At 64.5% G+C, this 23,157-nt stretch carries 20 protein-coding genes and 1 pseudogene; 12 read left to right on the plus strand and 9 right to left on the minus strand.

What is annotated here, in order from left to right; translation table 11 throughout:
• Nucleotides 1–137 precede the first annotated feature (137 nt).
• The gene (locus ACV229_RS31655) at nucleotides 138–1,322 is read right to left on the minus strand and encodes an FIST signal transduction protein (RefSeq protein WP_448087024.1); all 1,185 of its coding nucleotides are present in this window, start codon (nucleotides 1,320–1,322) and stop codon (nucleotides 138–140) included.
• A 55-nt stretch (nucleotides 1,323–1,377) separates the two neighbouring features.
• On the minus strand, nucleotides 1,378–3,399 hold the full coding sequence (locus ACV229_RS31660) for a thioredoxin domain-containing protein (protein ID WP_448087025.1): 2,022 nt from the start codon (nucleotides 3,397–3,399) through the stop codon (nucleotides 1,378–1,380).
• An 822-nt stretch (nucleotides 3,400–4,221) separates the two neighbouring features.
• On the opposite strand from ACV229_RS31660, the gene ACV229_RS31665 reads away from it, so the two are divergent.
• From ACV229_RS31665 to gfa, 6 genes and pseudogenes are all read left to right on the plus strand, one after another.
• Nucleotides 4,222–4,419: a hypothetical protein gene (locus ACV229_RS31665; RefSeq protein WP_448078376.1), complete on the plus strand. Its 198-nt coding sequence runs from the start codon at nucleotides 4,222–4,224 to the stop codon at nucleotides 4,417–4,419.
• A 151-nt stretch (nucleotides 4,420–4,570) separates the two neighbouring features.
• Nucleotides 4,571–5,131 (plus strand): phasin family protein, encoded by a 561-nt coding sequence (locus ACV229_RS31670; protein WP_448087026.1) that lies wholly within the window; start codon nucleotides 4,571–4,573, stop codon nucleotides 5,129–5,131.
• 61 nt (nucleotides 5,132–5,192) lie between these two features.
• Nucleotides 5,193–5,363 (plus strand): annotated as a pseudogene (locus tag ACV229_RS31675) (SDR family NAD(P)-dependent oxidoreductase); the annotation flags it as partial.
• Nucleotides 5,364–5,611: 248 nt separating this feature from the next.
• Nucleotides 5,612–5,887 (plus strand): formaldehyde-responsive transcriptional repressor FrmR, encoded by a 276-nt coding sequence (gene frmR / locus ACV229_RS31680; protein ID WP_448087043.1) that lies wholly within the window; start codon nucleotides 5,612–5,614, stop codon nucleotides 5,885–5,887.
• 57 nt (nucleotides 5,888–5,944) lie between these two features.
• Complete coding sequence (locus tag ACV229_RS31685) at nucleotides 5,945–7,054, plus strand: S-(hydroxymethyl)glutathione dehydrogenase/class III alcohol dehydrogenase (protein ID WP_448087027.1); 1,110 nt, start codon at nucleotides 5,945–5,947, stop codon at nucleotides 7,052–7,054.
• A gap of 22 nt (nucleotides 7,055–7,076) precedes the next feature.
• On the plus strand, nucleotides 7,077–7,652 hold the full coding sequence (gene gfa, locus ACV229_RS31690; RefSeq protein WP_448087028.1) for an S-(hydroxymethyl)glutathione synthase: 576 nt from the start codon (nucleotides 7,077–7,079) through the stop codon (nucleotides 7,650–7,652).
• Between the two features lie 263 nt (nucleotides 7,653–7,915).
• Here the strand turns inward: gfa and ACV229_RS31695 are convergent, their stop codons facing one another.
• On the minus strand, nucleotides 7,916–8,470 hold the full coding sequence (locus tag ACV229_RS31695; RefSeq protein ID WP_448087029.1) for a hypothetical protein: 555 nt from the start codon (nucleotides 8,468–8,470) through the stop codon (nucleotides 7,916–7,918).
• Between the two features lie 641 nt (nucleotides 8,471–9,111).
• Between ACV229_RS31695 and ACV229_RS31700 the strand changes: the two genes are divergently transcribed.
• Nucleotides 9,112–9,537, plus strand: a complete 426-nt coding sequence (locus tag ACV229_RS31700) for a GNAT family N-acetyltransferase (RefSeq protein ID WP_448087030.1) — start codon at nucleotides 9,112–9,114, stop codon at nucleotides 9,535–9,537.
• A 51-nt stretch (nucleotides 9,538–9,588) separates the two neighbouring features.
• Nucleotides 9,589–10,032 (plus strand): hypothetical protein, encoded by a 444-nt coding sequence (locus ACV229_RS31705; protein ID WP_448087031.1) that lies wholly within the window; start codon nucleotides 9,589–9,591, stop codon nucleotides 10,030–10,032.
• A 502-nt stretch (nucleotides 10,033–10,534) separates the two neighbouring features.
• Here the strand turns inward: ACV229_RS31705 and ACV229_RS31710 are convergent.
• The 5 genes from ACV229_RS31710 to ACV229_RS31730 form a co-directional block, all read right to left on the minus strand.
• Nucleotides 10,535–11,977 carry an MFS transporter gene (locus tag ACV229_RS31710; protein ID WP_448087032.1) on the minus strand — a complete coding sequence of 481 codons (1,443 nt, stop codon included), beginning with the start codon at nucleotides 11,975–11,977 and terminating at the stop codon, nucleotides 10,535–10,537.
• Nucleotides 11,978–12,124: 147 nt separating this feature from the next.
• Complete coding sequence (locus ACV229_RS31715) at nucleotides 12,125–14,083, minus strand: aconitase family protein (protein WP_448087033.1); 1,959 nt, start codon at nucleotides 14,081–14,083, stop codon at nucleotides 12,125–12,127.
• 94 nt (nucleotides 14,084–14,177) lie between these two features.
• Nucleotides 14,178–15,071, minus strand: coding sequence for a LysR family transcriptional regulator (locus ACV229_RS31720; protein WP_448087044.1), 894 nt, complete (start codon nucleotides 15,069–15,071; stop codon nucleotides 14,178–14,180).
• A gap of 81 nt (nucleotides 15,072–15,152) precedes the next feature.
• Entirely contained in the window at nucleotides 15,153–16,781 is a 1,629-nt protein-coding gene (locus ACV229_RS31725) for an alpha-glucosidase (RefSeq protein WP_448087034.1), read from the minus strand.
• A gap of 499 nt (nucleotides 16,782–17,280) precedes the next feature.
• Nucleotides 17,281–18,021, minus strand: coding sequence for a GntR family transcriptional regulator (locus ACV229_RS31730; protein WP_448087035.1), 741 nt, complete (start codon nucleotides 18,019–18,021; stop codon nucleotides 17,281–17,283).
• 157 nt (nucleotides 18,022–18,178) lie between these two features.
• Between ACV229_RS31730 and ACV229_RS31735 the strand changes: the two genes are divergently transcribed.
• Together ACV229_RS31735 and ACV229_RS31740 are read left to right on the plus strand one after the other, a co-directional pair.
• Entirely contained in the window at nucleotides 18,179–19,741 is a 1,563-nt protein-coding gene (locus ACV229_RS31735) for an SLC13 family permease (RefSeq protein ID WP_448087036.1), read from the plus strand.
• Between the two features lie 44 nt (nucleotides 19,742–19,785).
• Nucleotides 19,786–22,188, plus strand: a complete 2,403-nt coding sequence (locus tag ACV229_RS31740; protein ID WP_448087037.1) for a hypothetical protein — start codon at nucleotides 19,786–19,788, stop codon at nucleotides 22,186–22,188.
• Here ACV229_RS31740 and ACV229_RS31745 read toward each other — a convergent pair.
• A complete protein-coding gene (locus ACV229_RS31745) occupies nucleotides 22,169–22,513 on the minus strand; it encodes a hypothetical protein (RefSeq protein WP_448087038.1) in 345 nt (114 codons plus the stop codon). The genes ACV229_RS31740 and ACV229_RS31745 overlap by 20 nt on opposite strands.
• On the opposite strand from ACV229_RS31745, the gene ACV229_RS31750 reads away from it, so the two are divergent.
• Both ACV229_RS31750 and ACV229_RS31755 read left to right on the plus strand, forming a co-directional pair.
• Entirely contained in the window at nucleotides 22,512–22,973 is a 462-nt protein-coding gene (locus ACV229_RS31750; RefSeq protein ID WP_448087039.1) for a hypothetical protein, read from the plus strand. The two genes, ACV229_RS31745 and ACV229_RS31750, sit on opposite strands and share 2 nt — an antisense overlap.
• On the plus strand, nucleotides 22,973–23,157 hold a 185-nt coding region (locus ACV229_RS31755; RefSeq protein WP_448087040.1), incomplete at its 3' end, for a hypothetical protein. The genes ACV229_RS31750 and ACV229_RS31755, both read left to right, overlap by 1 nt.

Here is a 23,157-nt window from a genome sequence, read left to right on the forward strand (position 1 = left end):
GTAGCGCGGCGTACGATCGGTCGTTCGCATATCGGGCCGGAGTGCCAGCAAGATGGAGGCGCAGGCATCGCCTCGATTTCCACGTATGCGGCAGCGGTTTTTGCAGAATTCCCACTGTATACCCATGTCCGGGGGCCTCAATTCCCGCTCGTAAAGACCGTCAGTACCCCGGTATAGCCGTAAAGGTGGTTTCTTGCGATTTCGCCGCCGGCGAAGAAGCCCACCAGAGGTACGTCGCCCAGCGCATCCCGCACCGTCTGCAACTCCGCATGCCGCGCGCCGAAGTGCGGGCCGCCCCGTCCCGAGCAACTGACATACAGGGCGCCCAACACGTGTCCCGCCGTGCCGCCTTCCAGCTCCCTGCGGATTTCCATTGCAATGCGCACCAGATCGGCCCGGGCGGCTTCGGGGTTGCGCGTGCAAAAGGCCAGATGCATGCCGGGCTCGACCCGATCCGCAAGCGCCAGGATCCGATGCTGGAGATCCACGCCTACCAGGTGCCGCACGAGTGTATCCGCGCCGAACTTTCCGGGACCCTTCGGCACGTCCTCGGCGCCGATGCTCAAGCCCGCCAAGGTGGCAGACAGCGCCTCCGACAATGCATCGGGTGGCAGATCCCGATCGAGCCCGAGATCTTCGAGCACGCAATCGAGTGCGGGCTTGTCATCCAGCGTGACCACCAGATTGCGATCGGCCCGGGTAATGGTGCGCACCGGCCCGATGGGCTGGCAGCCCTGCGTCACGCGTGAGATCAGACTGACCTCGGGGCCGAAGAGCACGCCTGACAGCCCCCCGGTGAACACGCCGTCCGCGATGTGCAGCGGACGGTTTCGCGCCGAGGACAGGCCGCCGAAGAGATAACCCGTGCTCGTGCGTGCGCTCAGCTCGTGCAGCAATTCCTGCAGGTCCGGCGTGCTGCCCTCGGTGTGAACCAGCGCCGTATGGGACGCGAACCCGGAGGATATCGCAGGCAGCGGCTGCAGGCCGGAGAATAGCCGGAACGAGTCCCGTGGCAGCGGCGCGACCATCAAAACCAGGGCCGGTTCGTCGATGTATTCGATGCCGCTCGCGGCCACACCGACACCGACCGTGCCGACCCACGCGATGCCCGGCAGAGCGCGGTGCAGTTCATCGAGGATTGCCTCGGACTCGGGTGCGTAATAGTCGCTCAGGTAGCACCAACCTAGGGTGAACTGCTCGGTTTCATCCTGCAGGGCCGCACGCGCCGCAATTTTGGCTTGAATCTGCCTCTGGCACTCGGCCAGGGCCACCCGCCAATCGGAGTGGGCAGCGTGAGCGTGGACAAATGAAGCGTGAGACATGGCAGAACCCTGTCGAAAACAACAATCTATTGGACTCTCGGCTGACACGACATGTTCAGCCCGCCGTTGAGAAATCCGCGCTCGATGCCCTTCCGGATGCACAGTGTTCAAGGAGCGCGTTGCCGTCGGTTACCGGTGCAGCGCACGTGCGATCTCGGCAAACATATGCCGCAGGCCTGTCCTTGACCGGGTGGCACTCCCGCCCGATCGGCACGTCTTCGGCAAAGGCCAGCACGCGCGCGGGGAGGTATGCGCGGTGAACGCGTGTGACGAGTGCGTCAGCGGCCAATCTGTCGCCGGCAAAGATGATCTCGAGCGGGCCGCGTTGCGCGAAGTCTCTGGCGGCCAGCAGATGGGTGAAGCCGGCTGGCGCTCTGCCGGCCGCGGCCGCGTATCTCCGGAATTCGTGGTCGGCGCGGTCACGGTAGAAGTCGAGGCCGGTGACTTCATGCAGACGCAAGAAGGCAAACACGCTCGACGAGATGCCCGACGGCCACGCGCCGTCGTATGGTGCGCGGGGCCTGTGCACCAATCGCTCGCCGTCGCGCGGTGTGAAATACAGCCCGTCGTCCCAGAACTTGTCGAGGATGAGCGTCGCAAGTTCGATCGCACGATCGAGGAAGCGCTTGTCGAAGCATGATTCGTAGAGGTCGAGCAGCGCGTTGCAGAGGAAGGCGTAGTCTTCTAGAAACCCCGGCACCTTGGCCATGCCGTCTTTCCAGACCCGGAACACGCCGCCGTCGGACAGTGTCAGCCTGTTCTCGATGAAAATCGCGGCACGCTTTGCCGCGCCGAGATACTCGGCGCTGCCCGTCGCCTGGAAGGCGGCACAGAGCCCCTCGATCATCAGGCCGTTCCAGCCGGTGAGAACGTTGTCGTCCCGCGCCGGACGCACACGTTGAGCGCGCGCCGCCAGCATCCGTTCGCGCCAGCCCGCCAACTGCGCTTCCTGCGCGTCTTCTTCGACCGCGCGGTGGAGCACCGTGGCGCCGTGATCGAAGTTGCCGTGTTCTGTCACACCGTAGGCCCGGCACGCCAGTGTACCTTCGGATTCGCCAAGGACTGCCTTGATCTCGGCGGGGGTCCAGACATAGAACTTGCCTTCCTCGCCTTCGCTGTCCGCATCTTCGCCGGCATAAAAGCCGCCATCGGGGTGCGTCATGTCACGCAGAACATAGGCGAGGGTCTCCTCGACGATGTGGCGCCACGCCCGCTTGCCGGTCAGGCGGTAGGCATCCGAGTACAGCTTCACAAGCTGGCCATTGTCATAGAGCATTTTCTCGAAGTGCGGCACGGTCCAGTGCGGGTCGACGCTATAGCGGGCGAACCCGCCCCCAAGCTGGTCATAGATTCCACCGGCCGCCATGTGATCGAGCGTGCGTTCCAGTGCGTCAAGGAGCACCGGCTCGCCACTTCGTTCATAGACGCGCAGGATGAGGTCATAACAGCTCGGGTTCGGAAATTTGGGCGCGCCGCCCAGCCCGCCATGGACCGGGTCAGTGTCCGATGCCAGGGCACGGGCCGTCTGTGCCGGCAGATCCTCGATTTCGGCGGCATGCCCGCCCAGGTTTGGTTGATCGAGCTGTCGGAAGCCCTCCTGAATCTGCGCAATAATGTCGCGCAGCCCTTCTCGCCGATGCTGCCAGGCTTCGCTCAGACGTATCAACACGTGTGCGAGCCCCGGGCGGCCATCGCGGTCGTTCGGCGGGAAATAGGTGCCACCGAAGAACGGCTCACCCTGCGGCGTGAGGAACACGGTGAGCGGCCAGCCGCCCCCTTGTCCCGTCATCTGGTTGAATTGCTGGTAGATGTCGTCGATATCGGGACGCTCCTGCCGATCGACCTTGACGTTGACATAGTGCTCGTTCATCAGGCTGGCAATGCGCGGGTTTTCAAACGACTCGTGCGCCATGACGTGGCACCAGTGGCACGCGGCGTAGCCCACGGAGAGCAGGATCGGCTTGTCTTCCTCGCGGGAGCGGCGAAATGCTTCTTCGCTCCACGGATACCAGTCCACCGGATTATCCGCATGTTGGCGGAGGTAAGGCGAGGTTTCTGTAGCGAGCCGGTTTGTCATCGCGGTCTCCAGGCGGGCGCATGCACCAGCCATCACGACCAATATCGCGCAGACTCGCGCGCCCTGCAAGGGCGTGGCTACGCGTCGGTCATCGCTCTGCAATGACAAAGAAAGGCAAGTCGGCAATGACTGGCGTGCGGCAAGTCGCGTTATTTTGCTGAAACCGTCAGCGCTCCAACTGCATAGCCGCGTATCCACATTCAGCTATTCGCGCCGTCGCCGGAATCCCTACTGGGACCCGGTTTCCGTCTCGCCATCCAGCGCGCGCGAGCAGTCGTTGACGCCGCCTTGTCGCTCTTTGTCATCCATGATCCGGGTCGCCCAGGGTTGCAGGCCATGAACTCACGATTTGCCGGGCCGATATTCATATATGAAACGCCATCGCTCAAAAGGCGTATCGACGCTCAACTCGGTGCCGCGGCAGGTACTCCGGCGCCACGTGCCGGGCGCCTGGCACAGTGCTTTCGGTCGCCCTGACGAGCGACCGATCGGGGCGCATCACACGCGGACATCGGTGGTGCTATGGCTTGTTTGACTTTCTGACCGGCCTTTCTACGCGGAGCACCGTACATCGGCAGCGGTAAACACGGTCATCGTATCTTCTTACAAGAACATGACCTATCACCAATGTGTCATTTATCAATTTTATTCATCCGGCACCATTCCTGATCACGGACTAACATAGTCATTCTGGTGTTCGAATCCGCCGATTTCGCAAGACCAGAGCGACAGGAATTGCGACCAACGCTGGAGTGCCACCGGCGCGACTGTGACAATTCCTACCTTCCAGCAACGTTGATCCAGATCATCTGCGAGACAGCCATGCTGAGTCCCCATGAATTCGCCACGCTGATGTTGGTCAAGTCCGCACCTGATCAGATCGATCTCAGTCGCGAAGAGCTTGACACCCTGCTGGAACAGCAACTGGTTGCACTGGAACAGCTTGCGTCGGGGCAGCAGCGTCCGCGGCTCACCCGCGACGGCGATGCCGTGCTGCAGGCCGTCGCACGGTATCGCTGAAGCCGATCCTCCACCAAGCTTGACCACCTGCGTTCGCAGGTGACGTAGCTACCTATGCAGCGCATGGCCTGTGCGTCTGCGCGATCCTCCACGTGGTATTGCTCGACGGCCGCCGTGTCGCATGCGCGCGGCCCCTTACAGGAGCTTCATCATGTATACCCCTGAGCAGTTTGCTGCGACCCAGAAGGCCAACGTCGAGATGCTCTTCGGCGTCTCCAATAGCATCGTCGAGAGCGTCGAGAAGCTCGCCCGGTTGAACATGCAGGCGATGCGGTCCGCGATGGACGATACGCTCGATCAGGCCAAGCAATCCTTGTCGGTAAAAGAGCCGCGCGAATGGCTCGAACTGCAGGCCGGCCTTGCCGCGCCCACGGCGGAAAAAATACAAGCCTACAGTCGTCAACTGGTTGAAATCGTGACGGCGACCCAAGCCGAAATTGCGCGGTTGGGGCTGGCTCAGTGGGAAGCGTACGGTAACCAGGCCAGGACGCTGGTGGCGGATGTCGCGAAAAGTGCGCCCGCCGGCTCCGAGGCCGCCATGGCTGCGTTGAATTCGGCGATGACCGCCGCCAACACGCTCTACGAAACGCTGCAGCGAACCGGGCAACAGGCGGTCGAGGTGACCCGAAGCGGTTTTGACATGGCCGCAGTCGCGGCCGCGAAATCGGTCAAGCGCACCGTCGAGCCGGCGGCACCGGCCACGAAGCGGTAATCACTGGCATTGGGTGCCGTGTGCGATCGCTCAGCCGCCAACGTCCACAGACCTCTGATGCATCGTTGAACGCGGATGGGGCCGCATTATCAACATCTCGTCAGTCAATGGCTCGACGGGTTCCATCGGGCAGACCAACTATGCGGCGGCCAAGGCGGGTATGCATGGCTTCACGAAGGCGCTTGCGCTCGAAGTCGCGCAGGGGGTGACGGTCAACACGATTTGCCCTGGCAGTCCTGTCCACAAGACCGACTGTTCCTCACGCCGCCATCATCTCGGCCTGTTGCCGACCTGCCTGCCGATTTCGTCGGAACCTGGCGCAGACCGGGCCGTCGCACCGGATAGGCGGTCTCAAGTGCATCGGCCGTTTGCGTGGAGATCGGTTTGATCACATATCAGGCCAACATCGACAATCGTGTCGTATACTCCCGCCCAGTATCGACATATACTTCCACCCAGTATCCTGAATTTCACGACACCATGCCGCATTCCCCCGAAGAGAAGAAGCGCGTCCTGACACGCGTGCGTAAAGTTCGCGGGCAATTGAACGCGCTCGAGCGCGCGCTCGAAGAGGGAGCGGACTGCGGCCCGGTGCTTCAGCAATTGGCAGCAATCCGCGGCGCGATCAATGGGGTCATGGCTGGCGTACTCGAAAGCCATTTGCGCGAGGAGTTCACCCAGCTCGCGGATGCTGCACCGCCCTCTTCGGGATCGATTGATGACATCGTGACGCTCGTTCGATCCTACTTGCGCTGACTGACGAGGGATCGCCAACTCGCCGAGTCGCCCGACTTCATTTTCAACAGGACTGCTATGAAATCACGTGCTGCTGTTGCCTTTGCGCCAGGTCAACCGCTGGAGATCGTCGAACTCGACGTCGAACCGCCTCGCAAGGGCGAAGTGCTGGTCAAGATCTCCCATACCGGCGTGTGTCACACGGATGCCTTCACGCTGTCTGGGGACGATCCGGAGGGACTGTTTCCTGTGGTGCTGGGCCACGAAGGCACCGGCATCGTGATGGAAGTCGGTGAAGGCGTGACGAACGTGAAACCCGGCGACCACGTCATCCCGCTGTACACCGCCGAATGCGGAGAGTGTCTGTTCTGCAAGAGCGGTAAAACCAATCTTTGCGTGTCGGTGCGGGCAACCCAGGGCAAGGGTGTGATGCCCGATGGAACGACGCGTTTCAGCTACAACGGCCAGCCCATCTATCACTACATGGGCTGCTCGACGTTCAGTGAATACACCGTCGTCGCCGAAGTCTCGCTGGCGAAGATCAATCCGCAGGCGAACCCGGAGCAGGTTTGCCTGCTGGGCTGCGGAGTCACCACGGGCCTCGGCGCGGTGAAGAACACCGCCAAGGTGCAGGCGGGTGATTCCGTGGCCGTATTCGGACTGGGCGGCATTGGTCTGGCCGTGATTCAGGGCGCCAAACTCGCCAAGGCCGGGCGCATCATCGCGATCGACACCAATTCCGGCAAGTTCGACCTCGCGCGAGCCTTCGGCGCCACCGACTGCGTGAACCCCAATGACTTTGAAAAGCCCATCCAGCAGGTGATCGTCGAGATGACCGGCTGGGGCGTCGACCATAGCTTCGAGTGCATCGGCAACGTCAACGTGATGCGCGCCGCGCTCGAATGCGCGCACCGCGGCTGGGGGCAATCCGTCATCATCGGCGTGGCTGGCGCCGGCCAGGAAATCGCTACCCGCCCATTCCAGCTTGTCACCGGCCGCCGTTGGCTCGGCACCGCCTTCGGAGGCGTCAAAGGCCGCTCCGAATTGCCGGGGATGGTCGAGGACGCGATGGCCGGCAAGATCGAGCTTGCACCGTTCGTGACCCACACGAAGCCGCTCACCGACATCAACGAAGCATTCGACCTGATGCACGAAGGCAAATCCATCCGGACCGTCGTTCATTTCTGAAACTCACGAAAGGAGACAGACCATGACCGTAGCCATTCACCCGTCGGTTGATCGCGGCATCCAGAAAGGCGCCGAGAATTTCGCTGGTGGCACGCTGCGCTGTCAGTGTGCAGACGAACCGGTCGAGATCCGGGTCGATTCGCAGGTCGCGTTTAATCACGCATGCGGATGCAGCAAATGCTGGAAACCCGCGGGCGCACTGTTTTCAGTCGTCGGCGTCGTGCCCCGCGACAAGGTGTCGGTCACTGCGCATGGAGAAAAGCTGAAGGTCGTGGACGATAGCGCGCTGATCCAGCGACATGCGTGCACCGTCTGCGGCACGCACCTGTTCGGCCGTATCGAGAACAACGCGCATGCCTTTTATGGGCTCGACTTCATTCACACCGAGTTGTCGAATGATGCCGGCTGGGACGGCCCTGGCTTCGCGGCGTTCGTCTCGTCCATCATCGAGAGCGGAACGCCGCCGTCCGCCATGGCCGACGTACGCCAGACGCTGCGCGACAAAGGCCTGGAACCCTATGATTGCCTCAGTCCGGCCCTGATGGACATTCTGGCGATCCATGCGGCCAAGGCCAAGGGTACGTACCGTGAGGCCTGATTCGTAGCGAATGCGCTGAGCCGCACGCGTCGGACATGGCGTGGAAAGGTCCGGAAGCACGCCACGTTCATCGCCAGCTACGAAATGACCGTACGGGGCGCGTCAAAAAACGTGCCACCGCCAACGACGGAGGGCAAACCCCCGGGGGCGGTCAACACCAGCCTTAGGCCAGTACGGCGCGCTTCAAGGATTTGCTGCTCCGCCTTCGCGCGTCAGGTCGAGCCCCACACGCGGCGCGGCAGCTCATCCATCCATTCAATCTGTCATGTCGACGACTTCCATGGCCACGACGGATAAAAGGGCCCCCCGCTCTCGACGCTCTCCCGTTCATACATCGTGGACGCTTCGTCGCGCTCGACGTCGCCAACGACTGCGGGCTCATCCGCGCGCGCATCTTCTTCTACTGCGTCATACGTGTCGGCGCGCGATTCTGCGTCTGTGTCTCCCGCTGGCAGCCCGTCGCCGAACCATGCCACCTCCGGCTTGAATCCCCTGACATAGGCACGCCACCCTGCTGGGTTACCCGCGAACAGATTCCGCTGGACCATCGAGGCGAGATGTTCGCGGTTCAGTTCGGGCTCGAGCAATGCTCGCGGCCAAGTGCTAAAGGCCGCGCTTGCACGCTGAACGAACTCGTGCAGCGTCATCTGCTGCGACACCTGTTGCAGCAGCGGGAGGCTGGCGAGCGCCTCGTTCGCCGCGATCAACTGGTGCAGCGTCTTGCGCTCGCCCTCGCCACCTGCCGACAACCGTTCGATGGCCTCGAGTACGTCGCCGAGGTGCAGCAACAGTGCGCGGCGTTCGAATGCGTCCTTCATGGCTCCCTCGTCCTGCATCAGTCTGAACCGTGATTCTAGCCTTCTCGTCGGGCGATGCCATGAATCGAGCGACACGCACGGACGTCAGACGAAACTGGATTGCGAGGCCACAGCGTCGGCATGCGAACGAAATCGTCGAACCTCGCAAAGGGCGGTTGCACGCCTGTCACTTCGAACTCGTCGACTAGCGCGGCCGGCACGCCGTCGTGTAACCATTCCGCATGTCGGTGAGCCGCCAGTGCGAGCCTTGCAGCGGCGCTTCCACGCGGAGTCATCCATGCGGTTGCGAACCCAGCCCGCACCGCTGTCGTCCATGGCTTACGCACGCATCTCTCTGTTCAATACCTCGTCCGTAACGGAGCAGGAAACCATCGTGTGCCGTCAAGGACACAACATTTTGCTTTTCGCGCGCACTGCGACGCGCTGGTCGTTGCCAGGCGGGGCCATCAAAAGTAGCGAATCCGCGATGGTTGCCACGTAATGTGAGTTGTGGGAGGAAACAGGGCTGTCGAGTCTCGATCCTACGTATGCACTATCCAATACTTTCGGCGCGGGCGTCACCTTACGAAGTATCCCTAAGCGCACGAACGACAGCAGCGATATAGGATCGATACCAATGTTTTGTTTGTTGAGATGGTGTGATGCGTCCCCGCTATGCAACCGAGAAAGACGTGCCCGAAGTTGAGGATCTGCTGCGTACCTGCCAATTGCCCGTCGATGGCGTCCGCGAACACATCAATGGCTATTTGGTATCCAGGGACAGTGAGGGCATCATTGGATGCGCCGGCCTCGAGCAATATGGCAAGGTCGCGTTACTTCGAGGCATCGCCGTTGCGCGACGCGCACGACTGGCGGGGCTCGGCGAGTTAATCCTTTCTTTCCTCGTCGCCGACGCGCGTCAGAGCGGGATCGAGTCACTGGTCGTACACCCCGCTGGTGCCGCGCCCTACTTCGAGCAGATCGGATTTACGGCAGCCGAGACAGCGGTGTTGCCCGCCGATCTGCAGCGTTCACTGGAGCGTAGGTCGCCTTGTGTCGCGCTCGACATCATGCAAGTCGCGTTGTAGGCGTTCGCGCTCGAAGATTACCTTGCGACGTCGAGGTTCCACGGCGATACCATGAAAAGGCTCCTTCTTTTCCCTTTGATTTCGTTGACCGTAACGGGGGCCGGAATTTTGACGCCGTCGGTGTTCGCGCGCACGCTCGATGAGCAATTCACTTGCAAATCAAATGCACACGCGTTCATTGGCAACCTCATCAATGATCAGTCGATTGACCCCGCTCCGATTCGCGTCGAGCCGAACTCGGTCAATGCGTTTCGTCCCAAGCATGCGACGGATCTCACTGTTTACGGGCTGCGAGTTCGCGCGGTGTTTGGATACCAACCGGGCGACCCGATCTTCAGACCTGGGAATGGAAAGATTTCCTCGGGTCCAGTCTACGGAGCCGTGGTATTTGGATCGACCGAGTCTGTCGAAGCTCTCTCGCGAAAAGCTGGCGGTCGTGCGGAAATTCAACAGGTCATACCATTGATGCTCTCGGCTATTGTCTGTGAGGCCTAACGCACGAACAGTTCGCACAGGGGCCGCAGGCCGGCCTCCGATTTCCAGTCGAGCATCCGGATTGGCTCCGCGCCGTGCGTATTGAGGGGAAGTCATGAGCTGCCCCTGCCGTGGAACTTTGAGGCACCGGTTATGCCAGCCGCTCGCCGCTCCCGGCGCTCGAACAACCCGTAGTTCAGGCGCTGTTGGACAACGCACCACCCAGGTCGCAGACCGTCAATCCGATGCTTTCCCACATTCACCTGAACGTGGGCAGGCTGCGACGCGTGCGGGCAGACGTCGAATTGAAGGGCGCGCAGTTGAGTGGGCCAGCCACGGCGTTACAGCAGTTCCTGATACACGCGTGCGGTACTTGAGCCGGGTGACGCGTGCGACCGCCGGGTTGCCTGCGCGGCGGAATCCTCTGCCTCCGGCTGGCAGAGGATCCGCCACGCGAGCGCTGCTGCGGCGGCCACGCACGCAAGTGCGTCGACAGGTTCCGCCGTCGCGAACGGTGCGCGGTTCAGTGCGAAATGCGCTCGAGTGATTGACCGCGGGTTCGCGGCCCCATCAGGCCGATTGCGACGATGACGAGCGTCATGGCACCCGCGATGAAGACGAACACGCCCGTGACACCGAATTCCTTCAGCGTGTATGCAATGAAGAACGCGCTGAATACGGCCGAAAGACGGCTCCACGAATAGACGAAGCCCACTGCGCGTGCGCGGATCGCAGTCGGATAGAGTTCCTGCTGGTACGTGTGATAGGTGAACGAGATGATGTTGCCGGCCAGCGTCAACAGCACGCCCAGCGTCACGATCGCCGATGCCGAGGCCACCTGGCTGAACAGCAGGCCACATGCGATGTTCAGCGCGGCCATGCCGACGATCACGTGCTTGCGTTCGAAGCGATCCGCAATCCAGTAGCCGAGCAGCGGCCCAAGCGGCGCGGCAAGACCGATCACCGTCGTGTACAGCAGGCTGGACGTCACCGTGATGCCTTGCTTGACGAGCAGTGTCGGCACCCAGTTCGCGAATCCGTAGAATCCGACGGTCTGGAAGACATGAAAGATGATGAGCATGACCGTGCGCTTGCGGTACGGCGATCTCCACATGTCCGCAAATCCGGCCTTTCCCGGCACCGGGTCGGACGGATCCGGCCAGGGCAGCGGCTTGCCATGCTGACGCGCGACGCTTTCTTCGAGGCGGCCGAGGATTTCGTCGGCCTCCTTGACGCGTCCTTTGCTCGCCAGCCAGCGCGGGCTTTCCGGAAGGTTTCGCCTGAAGTACCAGATGAAGAGCGCGCTGACACCGCCCAGCAGCACGACCCATCGCCATCCATCGAGCCCGAACGGCGCCTGGGGTACGAGCAGATAGGAAAGAAACGCAACCACGGGCACAGCCGAGAAGCCGACCGCCTGACAGATGGCGAAGGCCCTGCCGCGCAGGTGTTTCGGCGCGAGTTCGGACATGTATGTGCCAATGGTAATCAGTTCGACACCGATGCCCATGCCCGAAATGAAGCGCCAGACATTCAGGCCGCTCGCGGTGTCCTGGAACGCCATCACCGTGTTTGCCGCGGCGTACCACAGCAAGGACCACGTGAAGATCGCCCTTCGGCCAAAGCGATCGGCCAGAAAGCCGCATGCGATCGTGCCGACGAACAGTCCGCAAAAAAGAGCGGCGATGAAGCTCGCGACACCCGAGGTTGCGAAGAGACCCGAGGTCGTCGGCGTGAGGATCCCGCTCCTGACGAGACCCGGCGCAACGTAGCCTGTAAAGAGGAGATCGTACAGCTCGAAGAAGAATCCGAGGCTGAGCAGCAGGATCAGCTTCCAGACTGCGCGCGTCGCGGGAAGCCTGTCGAGGCGTGCCGATATCCCGCCCGTGTCGGCTTGCGTCGACCTGTCGGCGGGTGTTGCATGGTCAGCGGCGCGCAGCTGCGAGGCGCCCTCCAGAATGGCCATGTCTGTCTCCTGTATCGTAGTTTGAATGTGTCACAACGCACTGACCTGCCGGTCTCGATCGACGATTTCGAAATTGAAAATGTGCATGCAACGCGCCGGGCGCGCGTGACCGCGCAGCGATCCCGTCTCCTCGCATGGCTGCAATCGTCACCGGTACTGCTCCTGCAACTCCGCAAATGAAACGATCCTGCCGGCGAGCGCACTTGCCACGACGGTCGGCGGGCTTGCGAGCCAAACCTGGCCCGGGCCGGAACGACCCGGGAAGTTGCGGTTGATGGCACTGATGGTGACCTGGCTGGCATGAATGGAAGCGCCCGGTCCGCAATTGGCGCATGCGCCGCACGACGGTTGCAGAAGGATGGCGCCGACCCGTTCGAATGCGTCGATGTATCCGCGCCGCACACAGTAGTCCCTGACGTCGGATGTGCCGAACTGAAGGTAAAGCTTCACGTCGGACGGGACACGCATGCCGCGCGCCGCCGCCCATGCCAGCACCGCGTGATAGTGGTCGAAATCCTCGCGCTTTCCGGCGGTGCATGAGCCGCCATAGGCGATATCGATGCGTGGACGTTCCGCAAGATCGCGCAGCGACATGCCGTTGCCCGGGTCACCGGGAGCGGCGAGCATCGGCGAGATCGCCGTGCAGTCGATCTCGATGATCTCGGCATAGGCAGCACCGGCATCGCTGCACATCCATGGTTCGATCACGAAATCGATGCCGCGCCGCTCCTTGAGGAACCGGACGGTTTCCGCATCGGGCGCGACGATCCCGGTGAAGCCGCCGAGTTCCGCCGTCATGTTCGTGAGGGTCGTCCGCTCGTCGGTCGTCAACTGCGATATCGCGGCACCCGCGAACTCGAATACCTTGCCCACGCCTGCCCCGCCCCGGATCGTGGGCTCAGCGAGCAGGTGCAGGACCAGGTCTTTTGCCGTGACGCCAGGAGAAACCGCGCCGTTGAAATTGACGCGCAGCGATTGCGGCACGGTCATCCGCACCGCGCCGGTAACGAAGGCATTCGCCATGTCGGTCGTGCCGACGCCAAACGCCACGCATCCGAGCGCGCCGCTATGCGGCGTATGCGAATCCGTTCCGACAATGACCTGGCCCGGCAGCGCGTACCGCTCGGCCATCATCGCGTGCGAGATCCCTTCGGATCCTTCAGCGAAGGCGTCATCGGCTTCGTTCAGGTATCCATGGTTCTTCAGCCCGTAGTCGCGAGCGAACTGCCGATGTGCCGCCGAGAGTTCCCGCACGTCGGGAAGCAGGCCGTTCACGACGTGGAGCTCGCTCTTGTGCGAATAGGACAGGTGATCCTCGAACGCGAGTATGGTTTCGCGCTCGTGCAGCGGCAGCGGCCTGCCGAACACGGCATGCAACATGTGTGTCGCCATGCCCGTGTAGTACTCGTGGATGAAGCGCCAGTCCGCGCGAACGAAGATGCCGGAACCGGGGGCCAGCGATTCGCCGGTTCCTTCGGTGCGCAGCGCATGACGCTCCAGGATTTTCACCGCGAGCGTGCGCGGTGCGGTCCCGGCAGGCCGCGCGGCGCTCCGGATGTCGCGCATGTATTGCGCGCCGTAGCGCAGCAGGCCGCCGCTTCGCAGGATGGAAGCCGACAGGCTGTCGCGCGACGCGACGAGTTCGTCGATCGCGATCGGCTCGCCGCGCTGGATCCGCTCGATGAGCCCGAAGTCCGTCGACGTGAAGAGGCCGACGTTGTCCGCATTCTGACGATAGATGCGTTCGAAGCTCTTCGCGATCACCAGCCGGACGCCGGCGCGATATTCCGCAAGCGGGCTGTGTTCCCGCGACGAGCCCTTTCCGTACCGGTTCCCTGCAACCGTCACGCAAAAGCCGCCCGTGCGGATCGCGTCGGGGCCAATCGGATTGCACCCACCCGTTCTGAAGCCGAGGTACGGGAATCGACCCAGGCGATCGTCGAAGCGCGTCAGCACGCTCATCGGTGTGATCTCGTCCGTCGAAACGTCGTCTCTCAGCGCTTGCGCGGCCACCATCGGCAAGTCGACGCCGCCGAGCTGCAGCGTGACGAGTTCTGGGTCCTTGCAAAGAAACAGCATCCGGCCGGTCAATTCAAGTTGTGCCATCCGATCTCTCCTTGAACGGAAATCTAGACGGCCGGACCTCCGCGTACCAAGTGCTCGATCGGCAAGGGGGGCATCGCAAACCGCGATGCCCTCGTTATCCCTCGGCCTGCTTCAATGAATCGATCAGTGCCTGCACGGCCTTGAGTCGGGAGGATTTCCTGAGCGCATGAACCCGCAGGCTGCGACCGGTTGCCCACGTTTCGTCAAGCGGCCGGCGCACGAAGCCGTGCGACCCGGCAAACGCCGATGCCGCGCTGGTGGGAACGATGCCGATACCGAGCCCGGCTTCGACCATCCGGCATTGCGCGTCGAAACTGTTGACGGTGACGGACAGCCTGAGCGGCATTCGAGCCGCATCGGCGCGCTCCCTGAGCAGCTGGTCCAGCGAGCCGCCCGCCTGAAGCGCGACGAGCGGAAACCGGATGACGTCGCCGAATGTCGGCGCAACCAGGGCAGCAAGTTCGTGGCCGGGGGGCAGCACGACCATCAGCGGATCGTCGGCGAAGTGCCAGGATTCCAGGCCCCCGGGTGTCTTGCTGCTCGCCGATATGCCCACGTCGGCCCGATCATCCATGCACGCCCGGATGACCTCATCGCTGATCTGCTCCGTCAATGCAATCTGCACGAGCGGGTATCGCGCCTGAAACGCCTTCAGCCGCTCGGGCAGGAAACCGACGATCGCGGATGCATTGGCATACAGGCGTACGATGCCGGCAACCTGGCCACTGAGCGACTGGACTTCGCGCGCCAGCGATTGCAACTGGTCATGGACAGATACCGCACGTGAGAATGCGTGGCGGCCCGCCTCGCTCAATGCGACACCCGAAGGCGAACGGATGAGCAACGGAACGCCCATGGCGGCTTCGAGATCCGCGATGCGCCTGCTCAGTGCCGACGGGGCAATGTGATTGCGGCTGGCGGCCCGGGCGATCGAGCCTTCCTGCACGACGGAAATGAACAACTCCAGGCTGTATGGGTCGATTCGCATGCTGCCGGAATCCTTGTCGACGTTCATGGCTGCTCGATGGGCGCGTCGAGACAGGCAGTCGGCGTGCGGCCAGCTCGCGTGTCACGCATGGGCAACGTGGCCGATCCACGCGGTGTACGGCGCCAGCTTCAGATGGCGTCCCGTCAGCGTCGCCCCGACGAGACCGTGGCCATCGGCCGGATGGGCGATCAAGTCGTCCGGCAACGCCCAGCGCTGCGGGTCGGCACCGAGATTGAACACGAGCAGACGCCGGTCGGCGTCCGACTCACGCTCGAATGCCAGGATCGGCTCCGGCGCTTCGAGGAAGCGGATGCTGCCGTCGAGCAGCGGCCGCTGACGCCGGCGCCATGCGAGGAAATGGCGAAAAAAGCCGAGCGTCGATGCGGAGTCGCGATCCTGCAAGTCGACCGCCTTCGACACGTGTTCGGCCGGAATCGGCAGCCAGGTCTCGCCCGATGAGAAACCGCAGAACGGCTCGTCCGCCTGCCACGGCAACGGTGTGCGACAGCCGTCGCGCCCCTTGTAGCGCGGCCAGAACTCGATGCCGGCCGGATCGCGCAGCCGCTCGTAGGGAATCTCCGCTTGCGTCAGGCCGAGTTCTTCCCCCTGGTAGATACAGACGCTGCCGCGCAGCGTCGCGACCAGCGCGAGGACCAGCTTCGCGAAGCCGGGCCCTGCGGCGCCGTTTCCCCAGCGGGAAACGACGCGCTGCACATCGTGATTGCCGGCCGACCAGCATACCCACCCTTTTCCGCCATGTTCGACCAGCTTCGACTCCATGCGCTCGACAGTGCGGCGCACATGGGCCGCCGAGAACTCGGGCGTCAGCAGATCGAAGCTGTACGCCATGTGCAACTTGTCTCCGTCAGCGGTGTATTGCGCCATCGTGGTCAGTGCGTCGTCGTCGCCGACCTCGCCGAGACCGACCGAGCGATGCGCATCCAGTTCACGCCTGAGCCGTTTCAGGAAATCGAGGTTTTGCCGCTGTGTCTTGTCGTAGCGGTGGCGCTGCATCGTGTACGGGTTGTCGACCGACGCCTGGAATGCCGGCGTGGCGACGGCGGGCGGGTTGTTGCGCAATCGCCGGTCGTGGAAATGGAAGTTGCACGCGTCGAATCTCAGGCCATCCACGCCTCTGTCGAGCCAGAACCGCACTTCTTCAAGCAACTGACGCTGAACGTCGGGGTGATGGAAGTTGAGATCCGGCTGGCTCGCTAGGAAATTGTGCAGGTAATACTGCCGCCGCCGGGTATCCCACTGCCATGCCGACCCGCCGAACACGGACAGCCAGTTCGTCGGCGGCGTGCCGTCCGCGCGCGCGTTCGCCCAGACGTACCAGTCCGCACGCGGATTGTCGCGATCTGAACGGCTCTCGACAAACCACGCGTGCTGATCCGACGAGTGGCTGAGCACCTGGTCGATCATGACTTTCAGACCGAGTGCGTGCGCGTCGGCGACGAGCCGGTCGAAATCGGCGAGCGTGCCGAACTGCGGATCGACCTCGCGATAGTCGGACACGTCGTAGCCGAAGTCCTTCATCGGCGACCTGAAGAACGGCGATATCCAGATCGCGTCGACGCCCAGCGCGCGAATGTAATCGAGCCGACCGATCAGGCCGGGCAGATCGCCGATACCGTCGCCGTTGCTGTCCGCGAAGCTGCGCGGGTAGATCTGGTATATGACACCGCCCCGCCACCATGTATCGGACATCTGATCCGCTCCAGTTGGAGTCGTCAGCACACGTGTGCCGGCATGCCGTCGCCAGTGTCAGGCGCCTTCCGGCGATCCCACGCAAGCGACGAGCGCCGCGTCGTGTCGGACGGCGCGTCGTCGCGCAATCAGTGTATAGGGCACGCGCTCCCGAATCAAAGTCTCCATTGCCGGCAATCGCCGATTCGAGTTCCGCAGCGACGCTCGCGTCGCGCTCGGCCTGCGGATCACCGCCGAACCGCGCCTCGTACGCACGTTGCGCGGGCAGCGCGGCGCGCACGGCGGCCGCCTCCGCCGCGAACACGCGCGCCGCGACCTGCCCGACGACTTGCTGCACCGGCGCATCGTCGCGCACCGCGCTTGCTGGATCAGCGGCAGCCTGCTGCTGCCGTGCTGCCGGCGACGCGCTCGCGCGGACACTGGTGCATCGGCCTTGCGCGTTGCGCAAGGCAGTGCCGGCACACGCGCGCGGCCCGCTACCCGCTACCCGGCCGCGACTTCAGCCGACGAACCGCGCCTCCACGCCGCTCGTCACGACGAGATCGAAGCGCTCGGGCCGGATATGGAACACGGTCGATTCACAGGTACGGCCGTCCGCCAGGCGCGATGTGCGCCGCAATACGAGCAGCGGCGCGTGCGCAGCGACGCGCAACCGCGCGGCGACATCGTCGGGCGCGCCCACGGCCGTGACTGACATGTCGGCGTCCGTGATCCGCCAGCCAAGCAGCCGCTCGAGCATCTCGTAGGTCGGCAGGCTCGCCGCCTGCGCCCGGGAAATGGCCCCCGCCTCGGGCAGCAGGCAGGTCTGCGCGAGCGCAACGGGCGCGTCGTCGACCCAATGCAGGCGCTCCAGATAGATGCAGCGCATGACGTCCGCGGCAAACGCGTGCCGCAAGCCGGGCGGCACGTCGCACGCCTCCATGCGCAGCAATTCCATGCGTGCCCGCGCGCCCTGCCCCGCGATTGAATCGTAGAAGCCGCGCAGCACGTCGAGCCGGTGCCGCAGCCGCTGCTTCGCGGCGAACGTGCCCTTGCCCTGCTTGCGCTCGACGATGCCTGCGTCGGCCAGGCGGCCCAGCGCGAGCCGCACCGTCACGCGGCTCACCGTGAAGCGCTCGCTCAACTCCGCCTCGGACGGGAGCTTGCCGGACGGCTCGTAGACGCCCCGCTCGATCTCGTCGCGCAGCGTCGCGGCAAGTTGCTCGTAAAGCGACGTCGCGTCGTCACGCACCAAACTCATCGGTTCTTCCTTCGTGTGCTCGGCGCGCCCTCAGCGCGAATCCCGATATCGATATGAAAAGCAATTGGATCGCCCAACTTGTATTAATACGTATTATCACATCTCGACAGACGGCCCGGTCCGTCGCATCGGGACCAGACGCACGGGGAGCATACCAGTGACAGACAACGCAATCGGCACGCCGCCGCTCGACGGCACGCGTGCAGGCCGGCCGCCACGGGCCGAACCGGCGGCGCGGCCGCCTGCCGATCCGCACGCGGCCGCGCACGAACGCGGTGCGCAATGGCGGGCACGGATCGGCTTCGCCGCCGCGTGGCTGGCGTTCTTCGCGATCGCGTGGTGGCTGCCCGCGCCCGCGCACCTGTCCGCCGAAGGCAAGGCGACGCTCGCGGTGGTCGCGTGGGTCGCGATCGTGTGGATCGCCGACGCGGTGCCGGTCGGCGTCAGCGGCATCCTGCTGCCGATGCTGCTCGTCCTGTCGCACGCGAGCCCGTCGTTTCCGAAGGCGGCGAGCGGCTTCGCCGCGCCTGTCGTGTTCCTGTGTCTCGCGGCCTTCCTGTTCTCCGCGATCATGCAGGCGTGCGGGCTCGACCGGCGCATCGCGCTGCTGCTGCTCGACCGCCTGAAGGTGCGCACCGCCAACGGCGTGATCTGGGCGATGTTCGCGGCGAACTGCCTGATGGCGCTGGTCGTGCCGGCCGCGAACGCGCGCGCGGCCACGCTGCTGCCCGTCACGAACGGCATCGTCCGGCTGTTCGGCGATTCGCCGCGCGAGCGCGCCGCCAGAAAGGCGATCGTGATCCAGACGCTCGTGTACGGCGCAATGATCAGCGGCATGTGCATCCTGACAGCCCACCTGCCGAACCTGGTCGTCGCCGGGCTGCTCGAGAAGCAGCTCGGCATCCGGATCTCGTATCTCACGTGGCTGAAGCTGCAGTGGCCGTATCTCGGGATGTTCGCGATCACGCAAGGCTGGGTGCAGTTCTACTTCCGCTCGCGGGCGGTCGCGATTCCCGGCGGCGCCAGCGCGATTGCGGCGATGCGGCGCGCGCAGCCGCCGGCCTCGCGCAACGACCACGTCGTGCTCGTGCTGTTCGCGGCCGTCGCGGCGATGTGGGCGACCGAACCGCTGCATCACCTGCCGTCGGAGATCGTCGCGCTGGTCGCGCTCGCGCTGCTGTTTGCGCCCGGCGTGCTGCGCTTCGGCTGGGGCGAAGTCGAGCAGCGCACGATCTGGGGCACGCTGTTCCTGCTGGCCGGCGCGCTGTCGCTGTCGGCTGCGATCAGTTCGTCGGGGCTCGCGGGCTGGGCAGCCGATCACATCTACGCCGTCGCGCAGGGGCATGGCTGGTGGCTCACGATCGCGATCGTGATGCTCGGCACCCACGTGATCCGCATCGGCATGCTGTCGAATGTCGCGGCCGTCACGATGATCGCGCCGATCGCGCTCGCGCTGGCGCCGCGCCTCGGGCTGCATCCGGTCGCGTTCACGATGCTCGTCAGCGACACCGACAGCTTCGCGTACCTGTTGCCCACGCAGATCACCGCCGGCGTGATCGCGTACAGCAGCGGCGCATTCTCGACGGCCGACTACGCGAAGGTCGGCGCGGTGTCGGTGCTGATCGCGATCGTGTACGGCCTGTGCGTGATCGCGCCGTGGTACGCGTGGCTCGGCGTCCCGGTCTGGAATCCGGCCGCGCCCTGGCCGTTCGCGCATTGAACATCGACGCGCGCCTCTTTCCCTCGACCTTTCTCAGACCATCCATGAACGAAGCCAACGACACCCTCGACGCGCGCGCCGCCGCGCTGCGCGACCGGCTCGGCCCGCACGTCGCGCCGACGGGCCTGTACGAACGCCACAAAAGCCTGCCGTTCGCGGGGCGCGTGCGCTGCAACGTCGCGCGCGTCGAAGCCGGCGACTGGAGCGAGATCGTGCTCGACTACGAAGTCGGCTCGTCCGGCATCGCTGACGGCGGCTGGCTGAAGGCGACCTTCAAGTTCTATTCGGACTGGGCGTTGTTCCAGACGAGCGATCCGACGGCCGCCAACTACATCAGCGCCGAATACCAGGCGGCGCCGCTCGTGCCCGGGCAGAGCCCGGCCACCGTGCAGGCGCTCAACGTGCGGTTCGACCAGAAGGGACACGAGCGGCCGTTCCAGAAGGCGGTAATCGTCGATATCGTCGACGGCTACGTGAATGCCGGCGATCGCATCGTGATCCGCCTCGGCGACCGCCGCCGCGGCCCCGGCACGCGCGTGCAGACGTTCGCCGAGGACAACTTCCGGTTCCGGCTCTACGTCGATCCGCTCGGCACGTCGCGGTTCGTCGCGGTGCCCGGCGACGTGTCGATCGATATCCGCCCCGGGGTGCCGTCCGACGTGCTGCTGAACGGCCCGCGCTTCGTGCGGCCCGGCACGCGCGCGCCGTTCCGGCTGTCGCTGCAGGACCGCTGGGGCAATGCGTGCCGCGACGTCGGCGGCATCGCGCGCGTGATCGCGTACGACGAACGCGGTGCAGCCGTCTACCGGCGCGACCATGCGCTGCCCGACGCGGGATTCGCGACCTGCGCGGTGGACGACCTGCCTGTCGACGCGGGCACTCTGCGCATCGTGGCCGACGTCCCCGCGCGGCCTGACGTGCGCGCGGCGCACGCGCGGCTGACGGTCGATGCGTCGCTGCCCGCGCCGCGCGCCCTGTATGCGGACCTGCACGTCCACGCGCACGACACGGTCGGCACCAACAGCCCCGAGTACAACGCGGGCTATGCGCGCGACATCGGCGGCATCGACGTGCTCGGCTACACGGCGAACGATTTCCAGATCACCGACGAGAACTGGCAGCTCGGCGTCGACGCCGTCGAACGCTTCAACGAGCCGGGCCGCTTCGTCGTCTATCCGGTGCAGGAATGGTGCGGCAGTTCGACCGCGGGCGGCGACCACAACGTCGTGTTCCTCGGCGATGCACGGCCGGACTTTCCGTACAACGCGCGCGGCGAGCACAACCGCACGCTCGTGTGGAACGAGGACATGAAGGGCAGCGCGGTCGAGCTCGGCCGCTGGCCTGTCGAGGAACTGTGGGACGCGTATGCGGACGACGCCGCGCAGCATCTCGTGATGCCGCACGTGGGCGGCCGCCGCTACATTCCGGACTGGCATCACCCGGAACTGGAACGGCTCGTCGAGATCGCGTCGTCGTGGGGGCATTTCGGCTGGCTGTACCAGGACGTGATCGCGCGCGGCTACCGGCTCGGCGTGGCCGCAAGCGGCGACGAGCATCGCGGCCGGCCGGGCGGCGGCGCGCCGGGCGTGCAGGTGTTCGGCGTGCACGGCGGGCTGACGGGCGTGCTCGCGACGGCGCTCGACCGGCACAGCGTCGGCAAGGCGTTGCGCGCGCGCCGCACGTGGGCAACCACCGGCGAGCACAGCGCGATCCTTGTGCGCTGCGTCGATCACTGGCAAGGCGATGCGTTCGCGCATCGCGGGCCCGCTCGGCTCGACTACCGGCTGCTCGGCGACGCGGGCTGGGAATACGTGGCCGCCTACGATCACAACGGCCTGCTGTGGGAACGCGATCTGCATGCGGAACTCGGCTATGCGGAACGCCTGATCCGCGTGCGCTGGGGCGGCGCGCGCATCCGCGATCGCTACCGCTGGGCCGCATGGCGCGGCCGGATCCGCGTCGTCAACGGCACGATCCACCGTTTCGGGTCGAACGGCTTCGAGCATGTCGAGGAATCGGCATGGCGCACCGGTGCGACCGACATCGAGTTCCGCAGCGACACCTACGGCGATGCCGACAGCATCGAGATCGACGTCGGCAACCTCGCCAATGCGACGATCGTGGTCGAAGGGACGATCGACGGCTTCGTCAAGACCGGCGATCCGCTGCAGCGCAATCCGTTCGCGCATGCGCCCGCGTTCCGCTTCGAGATGAGCGGCGCGGAGTTGCTTGCGCGCGGCGCGGCAACGCACGCGCTCGGCGGCACCGAGCTGTTCGTCGCGATCGAGCGGCTCACGGACCAGCCGCTGCCCGTCGACCTCGCGGGCCACATCGACGTCGCGCCTGGCAATGCGCGGTTCGGGCATCGCCCCGTGTATTTCTTCGGGCGGCAGCGCAACGACAGCAAGGTGTGGTCGTCGGCACAATTCATCCGTTTTCACGAGTGACGCACTCCACGCCGTGCCATGCAGCGGGGTGCGATCCATGCACTTTCGGAAAACCGTGCCGCTCGGCCAGCAGTTCGACGATGCGGCGTCCCCGTCCTCCACGCAAAAACTCGAGGCCAAGCTCGACCAGATGGCTCAGCAACTGCTGGAGATGCGTAGTGAACTCACGCAACTGAAGCAGGAGAACACCCAGCTCAAGGCGCAACAGCAGCAACAGGCGCAAACCACGCAACAGACCGCCGCCGATCAGGCGACGCTGAAGAGCCAGGTCGACGCGACCAGCCAGCGTGTTCAACGGCGGCACCGTGAAGGCGACGCCCGACATGGGCAGCAGCCAGCGCGTGACGCTGTACGAAGCGCACGCACGCTATCAGCCGGGGCCGTGGGACCTGTCGGCGCTTTATGCAAACGGCAGCTTCTCGCACACGGCCGAGGCGAACGCGGCCGCCGCCGCGACCGCGGCAGCGAACGGGCGGACCCTGACCAATCCGATGCCGGCCAGCTTCTACGGCTGGTATCTGCGGGCGGCCTGCAACGCGCACGTCGGCGGCTACCGTCTGGCGCCGTTCGCCCGCTACGAGAAGTACAACATGGCCTCGAGCTATGAAGGTGTCGGTTCCGGGTTCTCGTTGCCGGACGGCTTCGCCGTTCCGCACGATACCGTCTACACGGTCGGCGCCAATTTCTACCTGAATCCGAACGTCGTGTTCAAGGTCGACTATCAGCGCTTCAAGATCAACCGCGATTTCTCACGCATCGACCTCGGCCTCGGGGTGCAATTCTGATGATTCGCGACAACGCTCACTGGACACCCCTGGTGACGCTTACTGCGGCAGCCGGCGCGACGCCGGCGGTCGTATTCGGCGCCGTCGTGCTTCCCGCGGTGTTCGCGACACACGTCGTCGTGGCCCGCATGCCTCGTTGCCGAAAGCAACTCCAGCCGATAACCGCCCTCACGCGTGGCCAACG

The organism is Burkholderia sp. MR1-5-21 (genome assembly GCF_053427715.1).

Excerpts from the sequence above, each read along its gene's own strand:
- frmR (WP_448087043.1), top strand. The coding sequence starts at position 5,612 with ATGCCGCATTCCCCCGAAGAGAAGAAGCGCGTCCTGACACGCGTGCGT.
- ACV229_RS31715 (WP_448087033.1), bottom strand. The coding sequence starts at position 14,083 with ATGGCACAACTTGAATTGACCGGCCGGATGCTGTTTCTTTGCAAGGAC.
- ACV229_RS31730 (WP_448087035.1), bottom strand. The coding sequence starts at position 18,021 with ATGAGTTTGGTGCGTGACGACGCGACGTCGCTTTACGAGCAACTTGCC.
- ACV229_RS31725 (WP_448087034.1), bottom strand. The coding sequence starts at position 16,781 with ATGTCCGATACATGGTGGCGGGGCGGTGTCATATACCAGATCTACCCG.
- ACV229_RS31670 (WP_448087026.1), top strand. The coding sequence starts at position 4,571 with ATGTATACCCCTGAGCAGTTTGCTGCGACCCAGAAGGCCAACGTCGAG.
- gfa (WP_448087028.1), top strand. The coding sequence starts at position 7,077 with ATGACCGTAGCCATTCACCCGTCGGTTGATCGCGGCATCCAGAAAGGC.
- ACV229_RS31710 (WP_448087032.1), bottom strand. The coding sequence starts at position 11,977 with ATGGCCATTCTGGAGGGCGCCTCGCAGCTGCGCGCCGCTGACCATGCA.
- ACV229_RS31750 (WP_448087039.1), top strand. The coding sequence starts at position 22,512 with ATGGGCAGCAGCCAGCGCGTGACGCTGTACGAAGCGCACGCACGCTAT.
- ACV229_RS31655 (WP_448087024.1), bottom strand. The coding sequence starts at position 1,322 with ATGTCTCACGCTTCATTTGTCCACGCTCACGCTGCCCACTCCGATTGG.
- ACV229_RS31665 (WP_448078376.1), top strand. The coding sequence starts at position 4,222 with ATGCTGAGTCCCCATGAATTCGCCACGCTGATGTTGGTCAAGTCCGCA.
- ACV229_RS31685 (WP_448087027.1), top strand. The coding sequence starts at position 5,945 with ATGAAATCACGTGCTGCTGTTGCCTTTGCGCCAGGTCAACCGCTGGAG.
- ACV229_RS31745 (WP_448087038.1), bottom strand. The coding sequence starts at position 22,513 with ATGTCGGGCGTCGCCTTCACGGTGCCGCCGTTGAACACGCTGGCTGGT.
- ACV229_RS31740 (WP_448087037.1), top strand. The coding sequence starts at position 19,786 with ATGAACGAAGCCAACGACACCCTCGACGCGCGCGCCGCCGCGCTGCGC.
- ACV229_RS31705 (WP_448087031.1), top strand. The coding sequence starts at position 9,589 with ATGAAAAGGCTCCTTCTTTTCCCTTTGATTTCGTTGACCGTAACGGGG.
- ACV229_RS31695 (WP_448087029.1), bottom strand. The coding sequence starts at position 8,470 with ATGAAGGACGCATTCGAACGCCGCGCACTGTTGCTGCACCTCGGCGAC.
- ACV229_RS31720 (WP_448087044.1), bottom strand. The coding sequence starts at position 15,071 with ATGCGAATCGACCCATACAGCCTGGAGTTGTTCATTTCCGTCGTGCAG.
- ACV229_RS31700 (WP_448087030.1), top strand. The coding sequence starts at position 9,112 with ATGCGTCCCCGCTATGCAACCGAGAAAGACGTGCCCGAAGTTGAGGAT.
- ACV229_RS31660 (WP_448087025.1), bottom strand. The coding sequence starts at position 3,399 with ATGACAAACCGGCTCGCTACAGAAACCTCGCCTTACCTCCGCCAACAT.